We start from the raw sequence: 22,356 nt of genomic DNA, 5'->3' as shown, positions 1-22,356 counted from the left end.
TGGCACTTTCTGTGGTCAAACTGGTGTGCTTCAAGGCAAAGGAATCAGGATCTTGAAGTCCGTACGGCCTGGCTCACTGTCACACTCGATCAGGCCATGGTGTTGCTGCACAAAGGTTTGCGCCAAAGTGAGCCCCAGGCCTGAGCCGCCTTCGCGCCCCGAAATCAACGGGAAGAAAATGCGGTCCTTGATCGAGTCTGGAACACCAGGCCCGTTGTCTATTACATGCAATTCCAATGCCAGGCGATAACGCTGCTTGCCAAACGTGACTTGCCTCAAGACCCGGGTCTTGAGCGTGATCTGCGCGTCGCCCTGTGCAAGGCGCTCTTGCAAAGCCTGCGCTGCGTTGTGCGCGATGTTGAGCACCGCCTGAATCAGCTGCTCGCGGTCGCCGCGAAACTCGGGGATCGAGATGTCGTAGTCGCGCACCACCTTCAGTCCCCGGGGGAACTCGGCCAAGATCAAGGCTCGCACGCGCTCGCACACCTCGTGGATGTTCACATCGCCCACCACATGCGGCCTGCGGTGCGGGGCCAGCAAGCGGTCCACCAGGGTCTGCAACCGGTCCGCCTCGTGGATGATGACTTGCGTGTACTCGGTCAACTCCTTGTCTTCAAGCTCCATTTCCAGCAACTGCGCCGAACCGCGAATGCCGCCCAGCGGGTTCTTGATCTCATGCGCCAGGTTGCGGATCAGCTCCTGGTTGGCTTGGGCCTGGTCGAGCAGCCGCTCTTCTCGCTCTTGCCGGGTTTGCTGCTCCACCGGCAGCAACTCCACAATCACTTCGTCTGGCAGATCGGTCAGCGCCACAATCACATGCACGGGCAAAGGTTCATCGTGGTGCAGGCGGCGCAGTTGGGCTTCGTAGCGCAGCGCGGCAAACTCGTTGGACTGGGCCCCGGACAAAGCCATGATCAGGGGCTGCGGATCAACAAAATAGTCAGGCAAGTGGGTGTCGAACAGCGTGCGCCGGGACAGGCCCAAAGCATCTTCGAGCGCTGCGTTGACAAAGCGCACACGGCCTTGGCCCTGCATCACAGCCACGGGCGTGGCCAGCAAATCAAAGGCCTGGAAACGGTGGGGGGCGTTCATGGCGTGCGGCGGCTGGTCTGCACAGTGCGGCGCACCAGCTCGCGTTGCAGGCTGTCGATGTCGCGTTCGGTGCGTTCGATGGCCGCCTTCATCTCTGCCACACGGTCCAGGTATTTCTGATGGTTACGGGTCTCAGCGGCCCACTTTTCGGGCTCGCCTTGGTTGAAGCTTTGCAGCAACTGCGCCAGCTGTGCACGGGCCTTGTCCAGCTCCTGCGTCAAGATGGTGCGCGCTTGCGCATCGCGCTCGCTTTGCTGCACATCCGGGGTGCGGGCCGCCACTGCGGGGGTATCGGGCGGGTCAGCCGAGGCAGCTTCAGCGGCACCGGGTTTGGTGCTGCGGGCAGGCACGGCAGTGGGCGCTGCAGCAGGCGAAGGTGCGGGGCGGGTGCCGTTGATCACGGTGATGGCCTGTTGGGCCAAGGGTTCGCACAATCCAGGCTCACGCGGGGCATTGGTGTACTCCTGGCCGCAGCGGTAAACCGCTTGCTGGGCTTGTGCGGCCATGCCTGCACACAGCCAAAGCAAAAAAAGGACGGCCGAGGCCGTCCTTACAGAGCATTGCACAGGTGGGTGTGCAATGGTGGTCATGATGCTTAGAGCGAGTAATACATGTCGTACTCAACCGGCGACACTTCGACGCGGCTGCGGTTGACTTCTTGCATCTTCAATTCGATGTAAGCGTCGATCCAAGAGTCGGTGAACACGCCGCCCTTGGTCAAAAAGGCGCGGTCGGCGTTCAGGCAGTCCAAAGCCTGGTCGAGGCTGGAGCAAACTGTTGGGACCAACTTGTCTTCTTCTGGCGGCAAGTGGTACAGGTCCTTGGTTGCAGCTTCGCCGGGATGGATCTTGTTTTCGATACCGTCCAAGCCCGCCATCAACAAGGCCGCGAAACCGAGATAGGGGTTGCACAATGGATCTGGGAAGCGGGCTTCCACGCGGCGGCCCTTGTCGCTGGCGACGTTGGGGATCCGGATCGAGGCCGAGCGGTTCTTGGCCGAGTAAGCCAATTTAACCGGGGCTTCGTAGTGAGGAACCAGGCGCTTGTAGCTGTTGGTGCCGGGGTTGGTGATCGCGTTCAGTGCACGGGCGTGCTTGATGATGCCGCCGATGTAGAACAAAGCGAACTCAGACAAACCAGCGTAGCCATTGCCGGCGAACAGGTTCTTGCCGTCTTTCCAGATGGACTGGTGCACGTGCATGCCAGAGCCGTTGTCGCCCGCGTAGGGCTTGGGCATGAAGGTGGCGGTTTTGCCGTAGGCGTTGGCCACGTTGTGGATCACGTACTTTTGCAGCAATGTCCAGTCAGCGCGCTCGACCAGGGTCGAAAAACGTGTGCCGATTTCGCACTGACCCGCGCCCGCCACTTCGTGGTGGTGCACTTCGACCGGGATGCCCACGGATTCCAAAATCAGTGACATTTCACTGCGCATGTCGTGTGTGCTGTCAACGGGTGGCACTGGGAAATAGCCGCCCTTGACGCGGTTGCGGTGGCCTTTGTTGCCGCCGTCCATCTTGGTGCCGCTGTTCCAGGGCGCTTCGGCTTCGTCGATGGCGTAGAAAGTGTTGTTGGGCTCGGTGCTCCAACGAACTTCGTCAAACAAGAAGAATTCTGGCTCGGGGCCAAAGTAGGCGGTGTCGCCCAGGCCCGATTGCTTGAGGTAAGTTTCAGCGCGCTTGGCGATCGAACGTGGGTCACGCTCGTAGGCTTTGCCGTCTGTCGGCTCGATCACGTCGCAAATCATGACCAAGGTGACTTCTTCAAAAAATGGGTCAATTATGGCGCTGTTGGGATCAGGGATCAACAACATGTCCGAAGCTTCAATGCCTTTCCAACCCGCAATCGAAGAGCCGTCAAAAGCTTGACCGTCTTCAAACTTGCTTTCGTCAAACTGCGACACGGGTGCAGTGATGTGCTGCCATTTGCCACGGGTATCGGTGAAACGGAAGTCAACAAACTTGACTTCGTTCTCTTTCACCATCTTCATCACGTCTGCGACGGTCTTGGCCATCAAATTCTCCTGAATGGAAAGGGGTTAAAAAGCTTGCTCACAGGTCTTGCAGTTTCTGTGCCAACCAGGCCCTGACCACGCCACCGAACAACCCCTGATTGTGCCCTGAGCAGCCCGAAATGGGCCTTGGCTCTGCACAAAAAAAGAGTCCGTCGTGGTCATCACCCAAGATAGCGTGGCTTTTGACTGAAACCTGAGGGGGATGGACTGGACTTGAGAGCCTCTGGATCGTCTTGAATTGCACCAATTTAGTGCAATTATTCATTTTTTTGGTGCATCCTGGGTTATCGCACCAATTCGGGGCCATATTCGAGCGTGAATGCCTTCAGGCCTTCCCGCAAGCTGAGGTAGGCCGCTTGCGCGTTGGCGGGTTCGCCTTTCACGCCCAGTTCTATGTGCCTTCCCCATTGCGGGTGGTCCACACTGGGAAGACTGAACACCTTCACGCCCGGGTGCGCAGCTTCGATGGTCTCCATGAGCGGGGTCAAGGTGGCTTCCATGGCGCCCAAAACGATCACCGACTTCTCGACATAAGCGTGTTGGCGGAAATAGGCGCTGTACTGGGCGTCCAGTACCGACGCGATCATGGGCCAGGCCATGACCGGAAAGCCCGGCACAAAGTGCACTGCACCGCCACCTGGGCCACGGCAACTGAAGCCGGGAATTTTGTTGTACGGGTTGAGAATGATGTCTGCGCCCGCTGGGAAGGTGCCCATGTTCAGGCGGTGGATATTGTCTGGCCGGTCTGGCTCATAAACCACGCCCTGCTCTTTGGCGGTGTCTTGCATGCGCTCTTGAATCAAGCGCTTGGCCTCGGGGTGCAAGGCCAGCGGCACACCCAAGGCTTTGCCCGCACATTGGCGGGTGTGGTCATCGGGCGTCGCGCCAATGCCGCCGCAGCTGAACACCACGTTGGGCGACGCCAAAGCGCGCTGCAAAGTGGCTGTGATGCGCTCAGGCGAGTCGCCCACGTACTCGGCCCAACTCAAGCTCAGGCCGCGCTCATTCATCAGTTCGATGACTTTGGGCATGTGCTTGTCCTGGCGCTTGCCGGACATGATTTCGTCGCCAATGATGATCAGGCCAAAGGTGGGGGTCATGGAAAAACTCATGAGGTCAGTTGAAAAGAACAGTCCGGCATCAGGGCTTGAGTCGCGGCACGACGTCGGTGATGCCATCGATCTGGTCCGGCTCGTCTCGCCCCAGGCGGGCCGCTGCATGTGGCGAAACGCCCGCCACCGCAGGCGCCGCAGGCAAGACCTCGTCCAGGGACGCTTGCCGGGGCTCGTCCCGCAGGGCCTGCAAGGCGGCCAGGCCGAAATGCGCGAACCAAAGCGAAGAAAAGGCGAACACCAGGGTGTAAATCCAGATGGCCACGGGCACCAAAATCACAAAGGCCGCGGCAAACAAGGCCCCCGAGGCCCACACCAGGCTGGGCGCAGCGCCCATGAGACCGGTGACCACGCCCATGCCCAAAAAGCTCATGCGGTGGCGTGCCATGAGGGTGTGGCGCTCGTCGGCACTGGCAAATTCAGCCAGCACATCAAACGCCATGACGCGGTAGGTCAGCCAGCCCCAGATGAACGCGGGCAGCACCAAGGCCAAGGGCGGCACCAACCACATGGGCAAAGTCAGCACCATCGCCCCCAGCGCCAGCACCAGCGAGAAAAAGGTCCACCCCAGACTCAAAAACAAACTGCCGCCGTGCTTGCGCTGCAAGCCGGCAAAACGCCGCTCGGCCACCATGCGCGTGAGGGCTGGGGTCATCATGAACGACACGGCCAGCAAGGACGCCACCACCACCAAGGGCGTGAAAGCAAAAATCACCAGCAGGGGGGCCACCACGGTTTTGAGGTTGCCCAATCCCACGCCTTCGAACCAGCGCCAGACCGTGTCCAGCCAGGCGCTGGCATCGAGCCAGCCACGCACAAAGGTGACGGCCGTGTCCCAATACAAGTACCCCAGCAACCACGACAGGGCCACGATCAAGACCAAGGGCAACACCGACAGACCGATCACTCGGGGATACAGGCAATACACGGCCGCGCGCCAAAAGGAATCGATCAGGAGTTTCATGGGGGAAAGCTTAACCCAAGCCATCCCTTCAAGCCCGTCCGAACAGACGCTGCACGCCCAGCCACTGCTGTGCCCAAAAGCCTTGCCCGTAGTCTCGGCCTTTTTCGACCTGGTCGCGGATGCCGGTCGGGTCGTAGCGCAGCGTGAAATCGGCGGTGCCAAACAGCATGTCCCACCAGGGCAAGAGCACGCCGTAGTTGCAGCCGCCCAGGTGCCGCTGGCCTTGGCGCTCGGTCTCGTGGCCAATGCCGATGCTGTGGTGACGACGGTGAAAACGCGGGCTGACCCACAGCCGCTCGCCGATGCGGCCAAACCAGAAGCGCAAGTTGCCGTGCTGGAAGTTTTCGCTCAACTGGCCCAGCGCCACCAAGGCCACAAACTGCCCCGGCCCCACCCCGACCAGCACCGCCACCACCGACAGGGCCAAACTGGTCAGCACATCGTCGAGCAAGTGGTTGCGGTTGTCCGACCACATGGTCATCTGGCGCTGCGCATGGTGCAGGCTGTGCAGGGCCCACCAACGCGGCAGTTGGTGCTGACCCCGGTGCAGCCAGTAGTGCACAAAATCAAACACCACCAGGTAAATCAAAAAGCTGACCCAAGCCACATCGCTGACACCGGGCCAGAACTGGTCGAGGTGCCAAGTGGGTGCGCCCAGGCCGCGCAAGCTGCCCCAAGCTTGTTCAAACAGCCATTCGAAGGAAAAAAACATGGCCAGCTTGAATAGCCCCAAGCGCTGGATCAGGGTGTAGACCACGTCCACCCGCACGGCACGGGTGTCTAGCACCGGCTCGACCGGCCAGCGCCGCTGCATCGGGCCCAGCACCATGAGCAAAACCGCTATCTGCAGCAGACCCACCACCAGCCAACCTGTGCCTTCGTAGGCTTTTTCTAACAATTGGGCCAGGCCCAGGGCAAAGACCAGAGGCTGCACCACGGCCTCGAACAGGCTTTGTTGCATCCAAGAAAAGGCGTCGATCAGGCTGTCCATGGCGGTTCAGGGTCTTAGAGCGGGCTGGGTCACGTGGGGTGGGTTGGGCTGCGCCAGTTGCAGGGGATGTTGTCGCACCCAGTCACGGTATTGGGGGTGCTCGCGCAAAGTGGCAAAGCACAGGCCGCGGGCCTTCAGGCCCACGATCAAGGGCTCCAACACGGCCGGGGCCCAAGGGTCTTGGCGCGACCAAATGCCCAAGTGGGCCATCAGAATGTCGCCGGGCCGGATGTTTTGCAGGGCTTTGTGCAGCAAATGGGCGTTGCTGTAACGCTCGCTGGGCAACTCGTCGCCCAAAAAGCCGGCATCCGCCCAACCCACATGCGCATAGCCGCATTGCCGGGCCGCTTGCAGCAGCCGGGCCGAGGTTTTGCCACCGGGTGCACGAAACAACGGCAAAGGCGTTTGCCCGGTCAGGGCTTGCAAACGGTTGGCGGCCTGGCGCAGATTGTCGCAATACTGCGGGGCACTCCACTGCAAGTTTTGACCGGCCTGCTGGCCCGCACTCGGGCGGATGCGAAAGCGCACATCACCCGGGCCATCCAGGTCGGCGCGCCAATGAGCGTGGTCCCAGGTGTGCGAGGCAAAGGCATGGCCTTCGGCCCCCCGAGCTCGCCACCAGTCGGCCCAGTGCTCACCCAAGGAGCCATCGCCTTGCTGGGTTTTTTCATGGGCCGCAAAAAAAGTGACCGGCACCTTGTGGCGTTGCAGCACTTGGGCAATCAGCGGGGCTGTGCCCATGTGGCCCGTGTCAAAAGTCAGGTAGACCGGTCGGCTGCAGGCGGCGGGTTCTGTCAAAGTTTGGGCCAGAACAAGTGCCGGACCCATGGCCAAGACGCACAGGGCCAGCCCGGCGAAAGGGCCACTTTGGTAGGGGCAGGCCTCAGTTGCGCGGCGCATGGTCCAATGTCCACACTCCGTGGGGCGACTTGCCCACCGGCACTTGCTTGACCAATTTGCGCGAGGCGATGTCGATCACGCTCAATTTGCGCGACCAACGTGAGGCCACCAAAATCAGCTGGCCGTCTGCGGTGATGTCCATGCAGTCAGGGCCAGAAGGGCCGGGCAATTGCGCCACCACTTTCCAATCGATGAAGTCGATCTGGCTGATGGAGTTGGCCACCCGGTTGCTCACAAACACATGGCGCTTGTCCCCCAGCGCCCGAAAGGCATGCGCCCCTTTGCCCGTGGGAATCTTTTTGAACAATTTGGGCTTGGGCCCGCTGATGTCGTAGACCTCGACCCCATCGCCGCCGGTCAGGCCCACCAAAAGGTAATTGTCGTCGGGCGTGCCGTACACATCGGCGGGCACCGCACCAACGGGGGTGCGCGTGCTCAGCGATTGGGTGTTCAGGTCAATCGAGACGATCTCGTTGCTGTCCTGCATCGAGGCCCAAACGGTCTGGCTGCGGCTGTCGATCCACAGGTGGCTGGGCGTTTTACCGGTGGCAATGCGTTTGGACAAATGCGCGTTTTGGCCGTCCCAACGGTAAATGTCCACATGGTTCAAACGGTTGGCGGCCGTCACAAACCACTTCATGTCCGGCGAAAATCGCAAATGATAAGGGTCCAGAATGCCGGTCACGGTGCGCTGCACTTGCGCAGTGCGCGGGTCGATGAAGGTCAGGGAATCGCTCATGGCGTTGGCCACAATCAGCGATTTTTCATCCGGCGTCAAATACAAATGGTGCGGCTCTTTGCCCGTCGGGATGCGTTTTTTCTCGGTCCAGGTGGTCGGATCGATCACACTCACGTTGCCCTCGAGCGAATTGAGGACAAAAACAGGTGCGGGCGGCTTGGCCAGCACGGTGCAGGCCAACCCCACCCCAAAAAGCAAGAAGAAAATTCTGGAAAATGCACTAAAACGAATCACTTGGGGGCTTTCTAAATCGCGCTCAAGTGTAAACGGCACACCTTCAGGATTTCAGATGCAGACGCACAGCTTTCAACAAATAAATATTCGCGGCATCGGGCTTGAAACCCTGAGCATCGCACCACCCGCCGGTGCCGATGGCCCGACCCTGGTTTTTTTACACGAAGGCCTGGGCAGCGTGCGCATGTGGCGCGACTGGCCAACGCGCCTGTGCGCGCAACTCGGTTGCGCGGGCCTGGTGTATTCGCGCCAGGGCTACGGCCAATCCGACCCCGTGCCCGATGTGCGCGGCCCCTCTGGCCAGACGGATGGCCGCCGGCATGGGCGCTTGCTGCCCGACTACATGCACCGCGAAGCCTTTGAGGTCTTGCCCAATTTGTTGCGGGCTTTGGACATCGAACGGCCTGTGTTGCTTGGGCACTCGGACGGAGGCACCATCGCTTTGTTGCACGCCAGCCGTTCTGAGCTGAGTGGCTGCATCGTCATGGCACCCCACATCATGGTGGAGCCCCTCTCCCTGCAAGCCATTGCACAGGCCCGCCAAGCTTTTGAGCAAGGCGCATTGCGCGAACGGCTGACCGGGTACCACGCCGATGTGGACTGCGCTTTTTGGCAATGGAACGAGGTGTGGTTGAGTCCGGCTTTTGCCAGTTTTGACATCCGTTCCGATTTGCCAAGCATCCAGGTCCCGCTGCTGGCCATCCAGGGCGTGGACGACCCCTACGGCACCCTGGCCCAAATCGAGGACATCGCCCAAGCCGTGCCGCACACCCGATTGCTCACCCTGCCCGCCTGCGGCCATTCACCCCACCGCGACCAGCCGCAAGCCGTGGAACATGCGGTTCAAGACTTCATGGCCAGTTTGGCAAGTCGTCGGACCTGAAGGCGACCTGCGAAGACCGATCCCTCGTAGGTCGGGCCTTTACGGTCAGACATTTCACCCTTTCGCGAAGCGACTTTTTCAAATTGTGGTGGTGCACCGAAGATGTCGGACCTGAAGACACCGACCTGCGAAAACCGAGCCCCCGTGGGTCGGGCCTTTACGGTCCGACAGCCATCTTTTCGCGAAGCGACATTTCAGGGCTTGAGCGCCGCCAAATCCGATGGCGTCAAAAAGCGCCATTGCCCGGGAGCCAAATCGCCCAGCACCAGGGCACCGATTTGCGAGCGGTGCAAGCCCTCCACCCGGTTGCCCACGGCTGCGACCATGCGCTTGACCTGGTGGTATTTGCCCTCGGTCAGGGTCAGTTTCAGGTGCAGCTCGCCCACCGCCTCGCAGGCCGCCGCTTTGACGGGCTTGGGATCATCGTCCAGCACCACCCCGCTCAGCAGTTTTTCCACCATCTCGGGCGTGATGGGGTGTTTGGTGGTCACCTCATACACCTTGGGCACATGGTGTTTGGGCGAGCTCATCTTGTGGATGAACTGGCCGTCGTCGGTCAGCAGCAGCAAGCCGGTGGTGTCCTGGTCAAGTCGGCCCACGGCTTGGACACCCTGCACCGCTGCTTTTTGCGGGCGCTGGCGCAAAGGCGCGGGCAGCAAGGTGTAGATGCTCGGCCAGGTCGAAGGCTTTTGCGAGCACTCGGTGCCTGCGGGCTTGTGCAGCAGCACGTAGGCTTTGTCCAGGTAGGGCCACACGGTGCCTTGCACCGTGAATTGCAGACCCTCCAGATCAAAAAATTCGCCCGCGTCGGTGACGGTTTGGCCTTGCAATTGCACATGGCCTTGCTGGACCAGGCCTGCGCAGACGCGGCGGGTGCCAAAGCCCTGGCTGAACAAGATGTCTTCCAGGCGCATGGGTTTGAGAGGTTTGGCTTTCATGGGGCATGATTGTCGCCTCGAAACAGACCCTTTTCGATTGCAGGAGACACGGCCCATGAGTGCTGCCCTTGAAACGCTCGATCGCATGAACACCGCTTTGGCCCAAAGCCAAAACGGCGAGCTGCCGCAAAGCGAAATGATTCACCTGTGGCGCACACAAGCGGCCTCTTTGGCGCTGCCCGCACGCTTTGACGAGGTGTTGCAACCCTTGCTCGACCGCATCGAGGCCAGCGCCTTGTTCAGCGAAGAAAGCTGCTCCTTCAGCCAAAAGGATTTGTTCGCCAGCCTGCAGCTGTGGGCCGACAAAGCGCGCCTGCGGCTGTCCAGCCAGGGCGCCGCGCAGCTCTAAATCGCCATAGCGGCATCTGGTGCTGGGGCCGTGTGCAGCGCCAGCCAGCGCTCGATGTGCGCGGCATCGTGCACCAGACGCAACTCGTCAAAGGCCTGCTGCGCTTCGGGATAGACCCGGCGCATGTAATTGAGCCACTGCTTGAGCCGCCCGGCCCGGTGCCGTGCCGCCACGCGGGCGCTCACGCCCAGCCAGAACACCTGCACCAATGCCACCAAGGTGGACCAAGGCACACCCTGCCCCGGCGCGCGCCCTTGCCCTGTGGCCAGCCGGTGCGCAATGGCCAGCGCCAGGCCCGGGTCGGTGACCATGCCGCGCCCGATCATCAGGCGGTCGCAGCCCGTCACCTCGCGGCAACGCAGCGCGTCGGCCACCGTCCAGATTTCGCCATTGGCCACGATGGGCAAGCGCACATGCTGGCGCAAGTCGGCAACGCGGTCCCAATAGGCGGGCGGACGGTAACCGTGCGCCTTGGTGCGGGCGTGCACCACCAGCTCGCTGGCCCCGGCCGCCTCGATGGCTTGGGCGCAGTCCTCGGCGCGGCGGTCATCGTTGTAGCCCAAGCGCATCTTGGCCGAGACCGGGATATGTGCCGGCACAGCCCGGCGCACCGCCGCAACGATCTGGCCCACCAGCTCGGGCTCGTCCAGCAGCACCGCTCCGCCCCGGTGCTGGTTCACGGTTTTGGCCGGACAACCAAAGTTCAGGTCAATGCCATGCGGCTGCAATTCGGCCAGAGCCGCTGCGTTGTCGGCCAGGCACGCCGGGTCTGAGCCCAGCAGCTGCACCTTGACCGGCACGCCCGCCATCGTGCGGCTGCGGTTGAGCAACTCGGGCGCGACCCGAATGAAAGCGCGGCGCGGCAAAACGGTGTTGGTCACGCGAATGAATTCAGAGACGCACTCGTGCACCCCGCCTACGCGTGTGAGCACATCGCGCAGGGTGTGGTCGAGCAGCCCCTCCATCGGGGCCAACATGATGTGCATAGGGAGCCTGGAAAGTCGACTGCGCGTTCAGCCAAGCTTGCGCTTGAGACGAACTTCTTCGACCTTCACACCGCCCAGGGGCACGGTGCGGGCGGTGTTCATCTCGCGCTTGAAGCCGGCCAGGTCGTGAAAGCGCAAGGTGCGCTCGTGCAACAGCGGCAGCCAGACGGTCACATCGGAGCAGTCCTCGTCTTCCAGGCCTTCGCGGGCGGCATCCCACAGGGCCAGGCCAATGCCCCGGCCAATGCGCTCGGGCGCAGCGTAAATGGCCCAAATTTCGCCCGTGGTGTTTTTGGACTTGGGGTCACGCGAGCGGTCAAAGCCCACAAAGCCCACGATCTCGCGGCCATCCACCGCCACCATGACTTGCGGCTCGCCGTATTCGATGGCCTCTTTCCAGAACGACACGCGTTTGGGCATGGGCGTGGCGTCCCAATGGGCATCGGGCACCTGGCCCGCGTAGGCGGCGCGGCACGCGCTGACATGCAAAGCAGCCACGGCAGGGGCATCTTGGAGGGTGGCAAATCGGACTTGGATATCGGACATGGCTTGAACAGATAAAGAAAAAACAACGCACTGGGGCCTCAGGGCTTTCAGCGCAAAGCCCGACATTGTCGCCGCATCGGTTATCTTCAGCGTATGAGGACGTTTCCAAGCAGTCAGAATTTCACCGCGCCCAGGTCACCCACTCCCCTGGATCACCCGACCCCAACCCGTTTGGGCCAGCCCAGCGCCTGGTTTTTCAAACGTTTGTTCAAAGGCCTGTTTTGGGCCGCAGCGGCCTGGGGTGCTGGCCCCCTGAACGCCCAAGTCCCGGCCCCCCAGCGTTTTGCAAACGACATGGCCGAGCGCACCCGCGCCTGCACCGCCTGCCATGGCGAGCAAGGCCGCGCCGGTCCCGACGGTTATTACCCGCGCTTGGCGGGCAAACCCGCAGGCTACCTGCACAACCAGCTGCGCAATTTTGCCCAAGGTCGCCGCCATTACGATCTGATGGCCCGCCTGGTCGACCCTTTGAGCGACGCCTATTTGGGCGAGATGGCGCAGTACTTTGCCCACTTGCAGCTGCCCTACCCCACCCCCACCGCCAGCAACGCCATCACCCCCGAGCGCTTGGCCAAAGGCCAGCAACTCGTGACGCAAGGCGACGCCACACGCGGCCTGCCCGCCTGCACCCAGTGCCATGGCGTGCGACTGACCGGCGTGCAGCCCAATGTGCCGGGGCTGCTGGGTTTGCCGCTTGATTACCTGAACGCGCAACTGGGAGCCTGGCAAACCGCGCAGCGCCGTGCCCACGCCCCCGACTGCATGGCTGAAATCGTCCAACGCATGCCCGCACAGGACCTGATCGCCGTCTCGAGCTGGCTTGCCCGCCAGCCGCTGCCCACCGACACCCGGCCTGCCGACCGCGCCCCTGCTGGGCCTGCACTGCCTGAAGCCCTGCGCTGCGGCAGTGCACCCGAGTTGTCGGCCAGAGCCGCCAAGCCCCCGAACGGGGGCAAGCCATGAAGCGCCCATGGCCAGGCATGCACCCGGTCAAACGCCTGGGCTGGGTCACACTGATCGGCATGGCGTTGCTGGCCCTGGGGGTGGCGTGGGACAACTGGGGCGACCTGGCTCTGCCCACCCCAACCTCGGCCACTGAGACACCGCAGACCCCGCAGGCCAGCGCAGCCCAGATCGAACAAGGCCGCTACCTGGCCCTGGCAGGCAATTGCATGGCCTGCCACACGACCCGGGGCGGCACACCCTTTGCGGGCGGTCGGCGCATCGACACGCCCTTTGGCGGCGTGTACAGCAGCAACCTCACGCCCGACCCCGAGACCGGTGTGGGCCAATGGACGGCGCAAGACTTCTGGCACGCCATGCACCGAGGCCGCTCCAAAGACGCTCGCTTGCTGGCCCCGGCTTTTCCGTACAACCACACCAGCGTCATCACCCGCCAAGACAGCGACGCCATTTTTGCCTGGCTGAACACCCAGGCCCCGGTGGTGCAAGCCCAGCCTGCCCACACCTTGGTCTGGCCCGTGGGCACCCAACCCGCACTGGCCGTGTGGCGCAGCCTGTTTTTTCAGTCCAACCCTTTTCAGACAGACCACAAGCAAAGCGCCGAATGGAACCGGGGCGCCTACCTGGTGCAAGGCCTGGGCCACTGCGCCGCTTGCCACAGCCCGCGCAACGCGCTGGGCGCCAGCGGGCCCGTCAGCGATTTGTCCGGTGGCCTGATGCCAGTGGTCAACTGGTACGCCCCCGACCTGACGCGCGATGCCGAGTCGGGCCTGGCCAGCACGCCCTTGCCCGAAATCGTGCGTCTGCTGCGCACCGGCGGCTCGGCCACGGCGCAAACCAGCGGCCCCATGGGGGAAGTCGTGCAGCACAGCCTGCAGCACCTGAAAGAGGCCGACCTGCAAGCCATGGCGGTGTATTTGCGGTCACGCGCCCAAAGCACACCTCAGCCCGCGCCAGCGGCGGCCAAGCCGAGCCGCATCAGCCTGCAGGTGGCCACCCAGGGTGCCAAAGTCTACGAACGCCAATGCCTGCAATGCCACGGCGAACAAGGCGAAGGCATCCAAACCGCATCGGGCGAAGTGGCTTACCCCGCCCTGGCCGGCAACCGCGCCGTGCTGCTGAGCGACCCCACCAACCTGGTGCAACTGGTGCTGTACGGCGGCTACGGCCCTGCAACCGAAGGCCACCCCCGCCCCTTTGGCATGCCGCCAGCCGTGTTGGAATTGGACGATCGGGACATCGCCGCCGTGCTCACCCACTTGCGCAGCCGCTGGGGCAACCAGACGAGCGAAGTCACCCCCTTGCAGGTCAACCGCATCCGGGCCGCACAAGGCCAGTGACGGCCCTGTAGGAGCGGTCTGCGACCGCGCAACACGACGGCAGAAAGGCCCATCGCGGCCAGAGACCGCGGCCACAGGCAAAGGATGCCACCGTGCGCTGTCATCTGCGCGAACCGATGAAAGGGGGGATACGGCTAGCATTGACCCATGAACACATCGCTTTACATCCTCACCGGCGCTTCACGCGGCATGGGCCTGGCCATGGCCGAACAGCTGCTGCAAAAGGGCAACGCCCTGCTGTGCATCTCGCGCCATACCCACCCCGAGCTGGCCTTGGCCGCCCAAAAGGCGAATGTCCCGCTCACGCAATGGACCCACGACCTGGCCGACGGCGAAGGCGCCAGCGCACGCCTGCGCGAGTGGCTGCACAGCCAGAACCCGGCCGATTTCGCCAGCGCCAGCCTGATCAACAACGCGGGCGTCATCCCGCCCATCGCCCCGCTGCGCCAGTCCCAGCCGGCCGACTTGGCGCTGGCCCTGCGCGTGGGCCTGGAAGCACCCATGCAGCTGTGCGCCGCCTTTTTGGGGGCCACGCAGGCCTGGCCCGTGCCGCGCAAAGTGCTCAACATTTCATCGGGTCTGGGCCGCTACGCCATGGCCTCGCAAGCGGGCTACTGCGCGGCCAAAGCGGGCATGGACCATTTCACCCGCTGCCTGGCGCTGGACGAAGCCCTGCACGCCAACGGTGCCAAAGTCAGCTCACTCGCCCCCGGCGTGATCGACACCGACATGCAGGTGCAAATGCGCGGCGCTGCAGGGGAGGCATTCCCCGACCAGTCCAAGTTTTTGCAACTCAAAGCCCAGGGCCAGCTCAGCTCGCCCGCCCAAGCCGCCACCCAGGTGCTTGGCTACCTGGCTCGGCCCGACTTCGGTGACAAGCCCGTGGCCGACGTGCGGGACTGAGGGTTGGGCGTTGAGCGTTGGGCGTTGGGCGTTGGGCGTTGCGGGTTAAGCGGGCTTGGGCTTGTCAGGTCGTTGTAGCCATTGGCCCTGAAACTGCCCGGGTTCAACCATTTTGTGTTTTGTCGTTTTTTCAAATCTGGAGACATCCCCATGAGCCGTGAAGTTGTTGTTGTCAGCGGAGTGCGCACCGCCATTGGTACCTTTGGCGGCAGCCTGAAGGACATCGCCCCCACCGAGCTGGCCGCGCAAGTCGTGCGCGAAGCCCTTTCACGCGCGGGCACCTCAGGCCAAGACATCGGTCACGTGGTGTTTGGCCATGTGGTCAACACCGAACCCAAAGACATGTATTTGTCGCGCGTGGCGGCCATCAACGGCGGCTGCGGCCAGGGCACGCCCGCGTTCAACGTGAACCGCCTGTGCGGCTCGGGCCTGCAAGCCATCGTGAGTGCCAGTCAGTCCATCCTGCTGGGCGACTGTGACATCGCGATTGGCGGCGGTGCAGAAAACATGAGCCGCGCGCCTTACGCCAGTTTGGCCACCCGCTTTGGTGCACGCATGGGCGACACCAAGATGATCGACATGATGGTCGGCGCCCTGCACGACCCATTCCACACCATCCACATGGGCGTGACCGCCGAGAACGTGGCTGCCCAATACGGCATCACCCGCGAGATGCAGGACGCCTTGGCGCTGGAAAGCCACAACCGCGCCGAGCGCGCCACGCTGGAAGGCCGCTTCAAGGACCAGATCATGCCGGTCATGCTGAAAAGCAAAAAAGGCGACGTGGCCTACGTCACTGACGAGCATTTCCGCCCCGGTTGCAAGCTCGAAGACATGGCCAAACTCAAGCCGGTGTTTGTGAAGGAAAACGGCACCGTGACCGCGGGCAACGCCTCGGGCATCAATGACGCGGCCGCTGCCGTGGTGCTGATGGAAGCTGGCGCGGCCAAAGCCCGTGGCGCCAAACCCATGGCCCGCCTGGTGGGTTACGCCCACACCGGTCTGGACCCCAAGATCATGGGCGTGGGCCCGATCTCGGCCACCCACGCGGTGCTCAAGAAAACCGGCCTCACTGTGAACGACCTGGACGTGATCGAGGCCAACGAAGCCTTTGCTGCCCAGGCCTGCGCCGTGACGCGCGAACTGGGCCTGGACCCGGCCAAGGTCAACCCCAACGGCTCGGGCATTTCGTTGGGCCACCCCATCGGCGCGACCGGGGCAGTGATTACTGTGAAGGCCCTGTACGAATTGCAGCGTGTGAATGGCCGCTATGCCCTGGTGACCATGTGCATTGGTGGCGGTCAGGGCATCGCCGCGATTTTTGAGCGCATGTGATGTTTCTGGGCTGATCAGGACGAAAAATGGGCATCAATAGATGCCCATTTTTTTGGCCTGAAAAAGCCTGATGTGTCAGGGCTTGACCGCCGCCGTGACCACCACCTCGATCAAATAAACCGGATTGGCCAGTGCTGCCTGAACCGTGGCACGGGGTGGTGCGCTGCCTGACACCACCCAGGCGTCCCACACCTCGTTCATGGCGGCGATGTCGGCGATGTCTTTGAGGTAAATCTGGGTGCGCAGGATGCGGGTTTTGTCGCTGCCCGCCTCGGCCAGGCGCAGCTCGATCTGTTTCAACACATCGGCCGTTTGGCTGCGGATGTCGGTGGCCTCGCACTCGGGCACCATGCCCGCCAAGTACACCACACCATTGAAAACAGCCGCTTCGCTGTAACGGGCCGCCACGTGCAACCGCTGAAGGTCTTGGCTCATGCTTTTTTCTTTCCCAGTTGTGACTCAGTGCCCGCCATCAAGCGGTGGATGTTTTCTCGGTGCCGCCAGACCAGCAGCAAGGCCATGACCGCCAAGCTCAACACTTCGGACAAAGACGCTGGCCAGGCCACCCCATCTCCGAACAGGAAAAAAACAGGTGCAAACACCGCCGCCACCATCGAGGCCAAGGAGACGTAGCGCGAGAAAAACAACACGATGGCAAAGCTGAGCACCACCGCCAGCGCCAAGCTGCCGTTCACGCCCACCACCACACCCACTGCCGTGGCCACGCCCTTGCCCCCGGCAAAACCAAAAAAGACCGGGTACAGGTGCCCCAAAAAGGCGGCCAAACCGGCCAGCGCGGCCAAACCAGCGCCAGCACCGTGTTCGGGGCCATAGGCCAGCACCAGCGCCACTGGCAACCAGCCTTTGAACGCGTCCAGCAGCAAGGTCAGGATGGCTGCTTTTTTGCTGCCCGAACGCAGCACATTGGTGGCGCCTGGGTTTTTACTGCCGTAGCTGCGCGGGTCGTTCAGGCCCATCAGGCGGCTCACGATCACCGCGAAACTGAGCGAGCCCAACAAATAACTGGCCACCAACACAGCCACTGGCATCCACACATCCATCAAAAGCTCCCTAGTCCTTGTCAGGGCCTCATTCTGCCAGTGCGCAGTTCACCGGCAGCGCACCCAGCAGCTGAACACACACCTGCGGGTCGATGCCCACCAAATAACCGCGCCTGCCGCCATTGATGCATATGCGCGGCAAAGCCAGGATGGTTTCTTCGACGAAAACCGGCATCTGCCTGCGCGTCGCAAAGGGCGAAGTGCCGCCCACCAGGTAACCACTGTGGCGGTTGGCCACTTCGGGGCTGCAAGGCTCAATGGATTTGAGCCCCACTTGACGCGCCAGGTTTTTGGTGGACACCTTGCAGTTGCCATGCATCAGCACCACCAACGGCTTGGCGTCTTGGTCTTGCATGATCAGGGTCTTGACCACACTGAACGGGTCCATGCCCAGCACCTGGGCGCTGTGCTGCGCGCCGCCATGCTCGAGGTACTCATAGGGGTGCTCGGTGAAGGCCACCCCGTGCTGGCGCAAGAGCGCCGTGGCGGGGGTCTCACTGACTTTGTCTTTTTTGCCCATGGGCCGAAATCACAAAGCCGGGTCGCGCATTTCCCAACGGATCTCGTCAATCGCCTTGAGCACCTCGGGCGACAGCTGCACCGACCAGGCGGAAAGGTCTTCGTTCAGCTGCGCCAGCGATGTGACGCCAATGATGGTGCTGGTCACGCTCCAGCGGTGGTAGCAAAAGGCCAGCGCCATTTGGGTCGGTGTCATGCCGTGGTCACGCGCCAACTGGTTGTAACGGCGGGCGGCAGCAAGGGCTTCCGGGCGCCCCCAGCGCTGTTTGCGCATCGAGTCGTAGCGGGCAATGCGGCCGCCATCGGGCACCAAGGGACCGGCCAAATCTTCTTGGTCGTATTTGCCTGTGAGCAAACCAAAACCCAGCGGCGAATACGCCAACATGGACACGTTCAAACGGTAGCAAGTCTCGTCCAAGCCATTGTCATAGGTGCGGCTGACCAGGCAGTAGGGGTTTTGCACTGTGGCCACACGGGGCAAGCCATGCTGCTCGGCCAATCGTACAAATTCGTGCACTCCGTAAGGGCTTTCGTTGGACAAGCCGATGTAGCGCACCTTGCCCGCCTTGACCAGCCTGGACAGCGCTTCGAGTTGCTCGTGGATGGAGGTGACCGATTTGTCTTTGGCCGGGTCAAAGTAGGTCATGCCAAACACTGGCACATGGCGCTCGGGCCAGTGGATTTGGTACAGGTCGATCACATCAGTTTGCAGGCGGCGCAAACTGGCATCGCAAGAATTCAGGATGTCTTGCCCAGTCATGCCGGAACCCTCACGGACCCAAGGCATGCCACGGAAAGGCCCTGCCACTTTGGTGGCCAGCACCAGCTTTTGCCGAACACCGGGGTTTTTGGCGAACCAGTTGCCGATATAGGTTTCGGTGAAACCACAAGTGTCTGCGGTGGTGGGCACGGCATAGATCTCGGCGGTATCGATGAAGTTGATGCCGGCCGCCAATGATCGGTCCAAGATGGCGTGCGAATCGGCTTCGTTGACCTGCTGGCCAAAGGTCATGGTGCCGAGGCAAATGGGGGTGACTTGCAAATCGGAATGTCCGAGTTGAACGGTTTTCATGGTGTTTCCTGTTCGGTTTTTATGTCAGCGGTTGTGCCCCAAATTCTGGCTCGGGACAAAAGGCGAGATTTTGTCACGCGTCACGTCTTTCCAGCGATGTGGGCTGTCGCGCGTGCTTCTTCCTGCAATCGCAAGACGCGGCGCTGTACCTTGCCGGTGGTGGTCATCGGCAACTGGTCGATGAATTCGATCTCTTTGGGGTATTCGTAAGGGGCGAGCAAACCGCGCACATGGGCTTGCAGTTCGCGGCGCACCTCGTCGTCAAAAGTCGTCTGCTCTGGCCCAGTGGGCCTGCGGCTTTGCCAGTCGGGCGACATGACGACATAGGCTTTGACCAGCGCCCCCCGGTCCCTGTCGGGCTTGGGCACCACGGCGGCATTGGCCACAGCCGGGTGCTTGACCAAACAGTTTTCAATCTCGCCGGGCCCGATGCGGTAACCCGCCGCCTTGAACATGTCGTCGGTGCGGCCCTGGTACCAAAGGTAGCCTTCCTCATCCGCCACCGCCATGTCGCCTGTGCGGCACCAGTTGCCGGTGTATTTGGCCTTCGTGGCCCGATCGTTGTTCCAATAGCCCAAAAAGAACACCGGGTCAGGCTGGCCGTGCACATCGAAGCGGTTCACCGCCACTTCGCCGGGCGTGCCTGCGGGGCATAAGCGCCCGGAATCGTCAATCACCGCCACCTGGTGTCCCGGATAGCCCTTGCCCATGCTGCCGGGCTTGGCGGGCCACAAACGGGCGCAGTTGCCCACCACGTAGTTGATCTCGGTCTGGCCGAACATCTCGTTCACGGTGACGCCCAACTGCTGCTGGCAGTAGCCAAACACCGCGTCACCCACCGCTTCGCCCGCGCTCATCATGGCTTGCAGTTGCAGGCGGTAGCGCCCCTTGACCTCGGGCACGGCCTTCATCATGGCTTTGAGCGCGGTGGGGAACAAAAAGGTGTGCGTCACGCCGTGGCTTTGCATGATCTCGAAGGCCTCTTCGGGGGAAAACCGCCCGTTGAAGGCCACGATGGGCCGGCCAAAGTACAGGCTGGGCAACAAGGCGTCCATCAGCCCGCCCGTCCAGGCCCAGTCGGCAGGCGACCAGAACACCGCTTTGGAGGGCCGCTCGATCTTGAAAGGGTCAAAGCCAAACCAGTTCTGACTGCACACAAAGCCCGTGAGGTTGCCGATCAGTGCCCGGTGCGGAATCAAGGCCCCCTTGGGGTTGCCGGTGGTGCCGCTGGTATAGATCAGCACCGCCGGTTCTTGCGCCCAAGTGGACACGGGTTTGAAGGTGCTCGCGCTGGCGGCCATGGCTTGGTTCAGGTCCAGGTCGGCCAAGGCACCCGCCTCGCCTACCCCCAACAGCGTCTGCAAACCGGGGCAATCTGTTCTGGCCTGCAGCAAGGCCTGCACGGTGGATTCATCGCACACCGCCACGCGAGCTTGGCTATCGTTGATGCGAAATGACAAGGCCTCGGGGCCAAACAGCATCGACAGTGGCATGGCCACCGCGCCCATCTGCAGCACGGCCATATAGGCCACCGCCGTCTCATAGCGCTGGGGCATGACGATGGCCACGCGGTCACCACGCTGCACGCCGTGAGAATGCAGCACCCGACTCAGCCGATTGGCGTCTAGCTGCAGCTGCCCGAAGGTCCAGCTGCGCCCCAGGCCCTGCCCTGCCACATGCTCGCGCACGGCGTGGTGTTGGGCGGTTGCCGCTTGCGCTGCCCATTGCCCGCAACAGGCCTGCGCCATGTTGAAGCGCTTGGGCACTTTCCAGCCAAAACCTTGGTGGATGGCCGCATAGCGGTCGGCGGCCCGACTTCGGCTCGGGTGCTGGGGTGTTAAGGGGGGCAGCGAGCCGAAGGCTTCCTGGGGCGCGGCTGGGCGGTCCTGGTGGCGACTGATGTTCACGGTGTGTCTCCTTATGATCGAAAGTATGTACCAAGTTTTACGCCCCTCACAAAGTCTTTGGGTGCCGCTGCGCGGCTGTCATTACCACGTCCGGCAATGGGGAAACCCTGCACCCGGCGCCACGCCACTGGTGCTGGCGCATGGCTGGATGGATGTGGCGGCCTCCTGGCAGTTCATGGTGGACGCGTTCAGCCAAACCTTTGTCAACCACCGCCCCATCATGGCCATGGACTGGCGCGGCTACGGCCTGACCGAGACACCCGCCACCGACAGTTATTGGTTCCCCGACTACCTGGCCGATCTGGACGCCTTGCTGGACCACCTTTACCCCGAACAGACCATCGACTTGGTCGGCCACAGCATGGGCGGCAACGTGGTCATGATGTATGCGGGCACCCGCCCCGAGCGCATCCGCCGCTTGGTCAACCTCGAAGGCTTTGGCATGGCTGCCACCCAAGCGAGCCAAGCGCCCACGCGCATGGCCCAATGGCTGGACGAACTCAAGGCGCAGCGGGCAGGCAGCAACGACCTCAAACCCTATGCCGATGCAGCGGGCGTTGCCGCGCGCCTGATGAAAACCAACCGCCGTCTGAGCCAGGACAAGGCCGACTGGCTGGCCCTGCACTGGGCCCGCCCCGGCCCCGATGGGCAGTGGTGCATTCTGGGGGACTCGGCGCACAAGGTCATCAACCCCTACATTTACCACGTCGACGAGGCGTTGGAAATGTACCGCCGCATCAGCGCCCCCGTGCTCGCCGTGGAGGCGGCAGACGACTCGCTTGGCCAATGGTGGAAAGGCCGTTACACCCTGGCCCAATACCATGAGCGACTGCAAGCGGTGCCACACGTGGAGAAAGCGGTCATTCAGGACGCAGGGCACATGCTGCAACACGACCAACCAGAAACTCTGGCCCGTCTGATTGAAAAATTCAGTCACTGAAAAGCCCTAGAATCCATTTTTTTGATGATGAACCAACATGCAGGTCACCCACATTTCCCGTTTTTTCCTGATTGCATTTGGGTGTTCATGCTTGTCTTTGGCACAAGCACAAACCAGCAACCGCTTTTGCCCAGACTTTTTGTCCGTCCAAGGGGCCCCCGAGCCTGCACATCGGGGTGAGTTCACGTTTTCCCCTTACACCCACCACTGGAACCACAGCACGGAACACAAACCAGTGGTCTTGGTGGCGATAGATGAACAACTGCCCGGCGACCGTTTGTGCGGCGTCAGTTTTTTCAGCAACTCCTTTGGCCAGCCTTCGGCCTATGTTTATTTGGGTCTGCAGTACAACCACCTGATGGGCATGCCCGAACTGTTCGCCAAAGTCACGGGCGGCCTGATGTATGGCTACGTGGCCCCTTACGAGGGCAAGGTGCCCCTCAACTACAAGGGGTTCAACCCGGCCATCATCCCCTCCTTGGGCTACAAGTTGACGCAACACGACTCGGTACAAGTCAAGTTTTTGGGCAGCGCTGGCCTGATGTTCTCTTACGGTCGGCAGTTTTAAGCC

General features: G+C 62.2%; 24 protein-coding genes. 8 read left to right on the top strand and 16 right to left on the bottom strand.

Annotated elements, in window-relative coordinates; all coding sequences use genetic code 11:
• Positions 1-30: 30 nt before the first annotated feature.
• The 8 genes from glnL to Q0O99_RS10815 form a co-directional block, all read right to left on the bottom strand.
• The gene (gene glnL / locus Q0O99_RS10850) at positions 31-1,092 is read right to left on the bottom strand and encodes a nitrogen regulation protein NR(II) (RefSeq protein ID WP_293751266.1); all 1,062 of its coding nucleotides are present in this window, start codon (positions 1,090-1,092) and stop codon (positions 31-33) included.
• Positions 1,089-1,598, bottom strand: a complete 510-nt coding sequence (locus Q0O99_RS10845; protein ID WP_293751264.1) for a hypothetical protein — start codon at positions 1,596-1,598, stop codon at positions 1,089-1,091. The genes glnL and Q0O99_RS10845 overlap by 4 nt, the downstream gene beginning before the upstream one ends.
• A gap of 89 nt (positions 1,599-1,687) precedes the next feature.
• Complete coding sequence (gene glnA / locus Q0O99_RS10840) at positions 1,688-3,103, bottom strand: type I glutamate--ammonia ligase (RefSeq protein WP_293751262.1); 1,416 nt, start codon at positions 3,101-3,103, stop codon at positions 1,688-1,690.
• A 284-nt stretch (positions 3,104-3,387) separates the two neighbouring features.
• Entirely contained in the window at positions 3,388-4,203 is an 816-nt protein-coding gene (locus Q0O99_RS10835; protein ID WP_293751295.1) for a molybdopterin-binding protein, read from the bottom strand.
• 40 nt (positions 4,204-4,243) lie between these two features.
• A complete protein-coding gene (locus Q0O99_RS10830; protein ID WP_293751260.1) occupies positions 4,244-5,179 on the bottom strand; it encodes an EI24 domain-containing protein in 936 nt (311 codons plus the stop codon).
• Between the two features lie 28 nt (positions 5,180-5,207).
• Positions 5,208-6,170 (bottom strand): sterol desaturase family protein, encoded by a 963-nt coding sequence (locus Q0O99_RS10825; protein ID WP_293751258.1) that lies wholly within the window; start codon positions 6,168-6,170, stop codon positions 5,208-5,210.
• A gap of 6 nt (positions 6,171-6,176) precedes the next feature.
• Complete coding sequence (locus tag Q0O99_RS10820) at positions 6,177-6,998, bottom strand: polysaccharide deacetylase family protein (RefSeq protein ID WP_293751293.1); 822 nt, start codon at positions 6,996-6,998, stop codon at positions 6,177-6,179.
• 55 nt (positions 6,999-7,053) lie between these two features.
• The gene (locus tag Q0O99_RS10815; RefSeq protein WP_293751256.1) at positions 7,054-8,007 is read right to left on the bottom strand and encodes a YncE family protein; all 954 of its coding nucleotides are present in this window, start codon (positions 8,005-8,007) and stop codon (positions 7,054-7,056) included.
• A 91-nt stretch (positions 8,008-8,098) separates the two neighbouring features.
• Here Q0O99_RS10815 and Q0O99_RS10810 point away from each other — a divergent pair, with 91 nt between their 5' ends.
• The gene (locus Q0O99_RS10810) at positions 8,099-8,926 is read left to right on the top strand and encodes an alpha/beta hydrolase (protein ID WP_293751254.1); all 828 of its coding nucleotides are present in this window, start codon (positions 8,099-8,101) and stop codon (positions 8,924-8,926) included.
• Positions 8,927-9,120: 194 nt separating this feature from the next.
• Here Q0O99_RS10810 and Q0O99_RS10805 read toward each other — a convergent pair whose 3' ends face one another.
• Positions 9,121-9,840: a pseudouridine synthase gene (locus Q0O99_RS10805; RefSeq protein ID WP_293751291.1), complete on the bottom strand. Its 720-nt coding sequence runs from the start codon at positions 9,838-9,840 to the stop codon at positions 9,121-9,123.
• A 79-nt stretch (positions 9,841-9,919) separates the two neighbouring features.
• On the opposite strand from Q0O99_RS10805, the gene Q0O99_RS10800 reads away from it, so the two are divergent.
• Positions 9,920-10,213 (top strand): hypothetical protein, encoded by a 294-nt coding sequence (locus Q0O99_RS10800; RefSeq protein WP_293751252.1) that lies wholly within the window; start codon positions 9,920-9,922, stop codon positions 10,211-10,213.
• Here the strand turns inward: Q0O99_RS10800 and Q0O99_RS10795 are convergent.
• Both Q0O99_RS10795 and Q0O99_RS10790 read right to left on the bottom strand, forming a co-directional pair.
• The gene (locus tag Q0O99_RS10795; protein ID WP_293751250.1) at positions 10,210-11,199 is read right to left on the bottom strand and encodes a tRNA-dihydrouridine synthase; all 990 of its coding nucleotides are present in this window, start codon (positions 11,197-11,199) and stop codon (positions 10,210-10,212) included. The two genes, Q0O99_RS10800 and Q0O99_RS10795, sit on opposite strands and share 4 nt — an antisense overlap.
• A 27-nt stretch (positions 11,200-11,226) precedes the next feature.
• Positions 11,227-11,745 (bottom strand): GNAT family N-acetyltransferase, encoded by a 519-nt coding sequence (locus tag Q0O99_RS10790; protein WP_293751248.1) that lies wholly within the window; start codon positions 11,743-11,745, stop codon positions 11,227-11,229.
• Between the two features lie 294 nt (positions 11,746-12,039).
• On the opposite strand from Q0O99_RS10790, the gene Q0O99_RS10785 reads away from it, so the two are divergent.
• The 4 genes from Q0O99_RS10785 to bktB all read left to right on the top strand — a co-directional run bounded on the left by Q0O99_RS10785 (position 12,040) and on the right by bktB (position 16,286).
• The gene (locus tag Q0O99_RS10785; protein ID WP_293751289.1) at positions 12,040-12,708 is read left to right on the top strand and encodes a c-type cytochrome; all 669 of its coding nucleotides are present in this window, start codon (positions 12,040-12,042) and stop codon (positions 12,706-12,708) included.
• Positions 12,705-14,048, top strand: coding sequence for a cytochrome c (locus Q0O99_RS10780; protein WP_293751246.1), 1,344 nt, complete (start codon positions 12,705-12,707; stop codon positions 14,046-14,048). Before Q0O99_RS10785 ends, Q0O99_RS10780 begins: the two co-directional genes overlap by 4 nt.
• A 147-nt stretch (positions 14,049-14,195) precedes the next feature.
• On the top strand, positions 14,196-14,951 hold the full coding sequence (locus Q0O99_RS10775; protein WP_293751244.1) for an SDR family NAD(P)-dependent oxidoreductase: 756 nt from the start codon (positions 14,196-14,198) through the stop codon (positions 14,949-14,951).
• Between the two features lie 150 nt (positions 14,952-15,101).
• Positions 15,102-16,286 carry a beta-ketothiolase BktB gene (gene bktB / locus Q0O99_RS10770; protein ID WP_293751242.1) on the top strand — a complete coding sequence of 395 codons (1,185 nt, stop codon included), beginning with the start codon at positions 15,102-15,104 and terminating at the stop codon, positions 16,284-16,286.
• A 75-nt stretch (positions 16,287-16,361) separates the two neighbouring features.
• On the opposite strand, the gene Q0O99_RS10765 is transcribed toward bktB, so the two are convergent.
• The 5 genes from Q0O99_RS10765 to Q0O99_RS10745 form a co-directional block, all read right to left on the bottom strand.
• The gene (locus tag Q0O99_RS10765; RefSeq protein WP_293751240.1) at positions 16,362-16,721 is read right to left on the bottom strand and encodes a RidA family protein; all 360 of its coding nucleotides are present in this window, start codon (positions 16,719-16,721) and stop codon (positions 16,362-16,364) included.
• Entirely contained in the window at positions 16,718-17,347 is a 630-nt protein-coding gene (gene plsY / locus Q0O99_RS10760) for a glycerol-3-phosphate 1-O-acyltransferase PlsY (protein ID WP_293751238.1), read from the bottom strand. Before plsY ends, Q0O99_RS10765 begins: the two co-directional genes overlap by 4 nt.
• Before the next feature lie 28 nt (positions 17,348-17,375).
• Positions 17,376-17,867: an aminoacyl-tRNA deacylase gene (locus tag Q0O99_RS10755; RefSeq protein WP_293751236.1), complete on the bottom strand. Its 492-nt coding sequence runs from the start codon at positions 17,865-17,867 to the stop codon at positions 17,376-17,378.
• A gap of 9 nt (positions 17,868-17,876) precedes the next feature.
• Positions 17,877-18,938 (bottom strand): aldo/keto reductase, encoded by a 1,062-nt coding sequence (locus tag Q0O99_RS10750; RefSeq protein ID WP_293751234.1) that lies wholly within the window; start codon positions 18,936-18,938, stop codon positions 17,877-17,879.
• A gap of 80 nt (positions 18,939-19,018) precedes the next feature.
• Positions 19,019-20,788, bottom strand: coding sequence for an acyl-CoA synthetase (locus Q0O99_RS10745; protein ID WP_367185242.1), 1,770 nt, complete (start codon positions 20,786-20,788; stop codon positions 19,019-19,021).
• Positions 20,789-20,870: 82 nt separating this feature from the next.
• Here Q0O99_RS10745 and Q0O99_RS10740 point away from each other — a divergent pair, with 82 nt between their 5' ends.
• The gene (locus Q0O99_RS10740; RefSeq protein ID WP_293751285.1) at positions 20,871-21,785 is read left to right on the top strand and encodes an alpha/beta hydrolase; all 915 of its coding nucleotides are present in this window, start codon (positions 20,871-20,873) and stop codon (positions 21,783-21,785) included.
• Positions 21,786-21,822: 37 nt separating this feature from the next.
• Positions 21,823-22,353, top strand: a complete 531-nt coding sequence (locus tag Q0O99_RS10735; RefSeq protein WP_293751233.1) for a hypothetical protein — start codon at positions 21,823-21,825, stop codon at positions 22,351-22,353.
• Positions 22,354-22,356: the final 3 nt, after the last annotated feature.

The organism is Limnohabitans sp. Rim8 (assembly GCF_945901735.1).
Taxonomy (GTDB): Bacteria; Pseudomonadota; Gammaproteobacteria; order Burkholderiales; family Burkholderiaceae_C; genus Limnohabitans_A.
The sequence above is the reverse complement of the archived record's forward strand: the minus strand, read 5'-3'. Positions and strand labels throughout refer to the sequence as shown.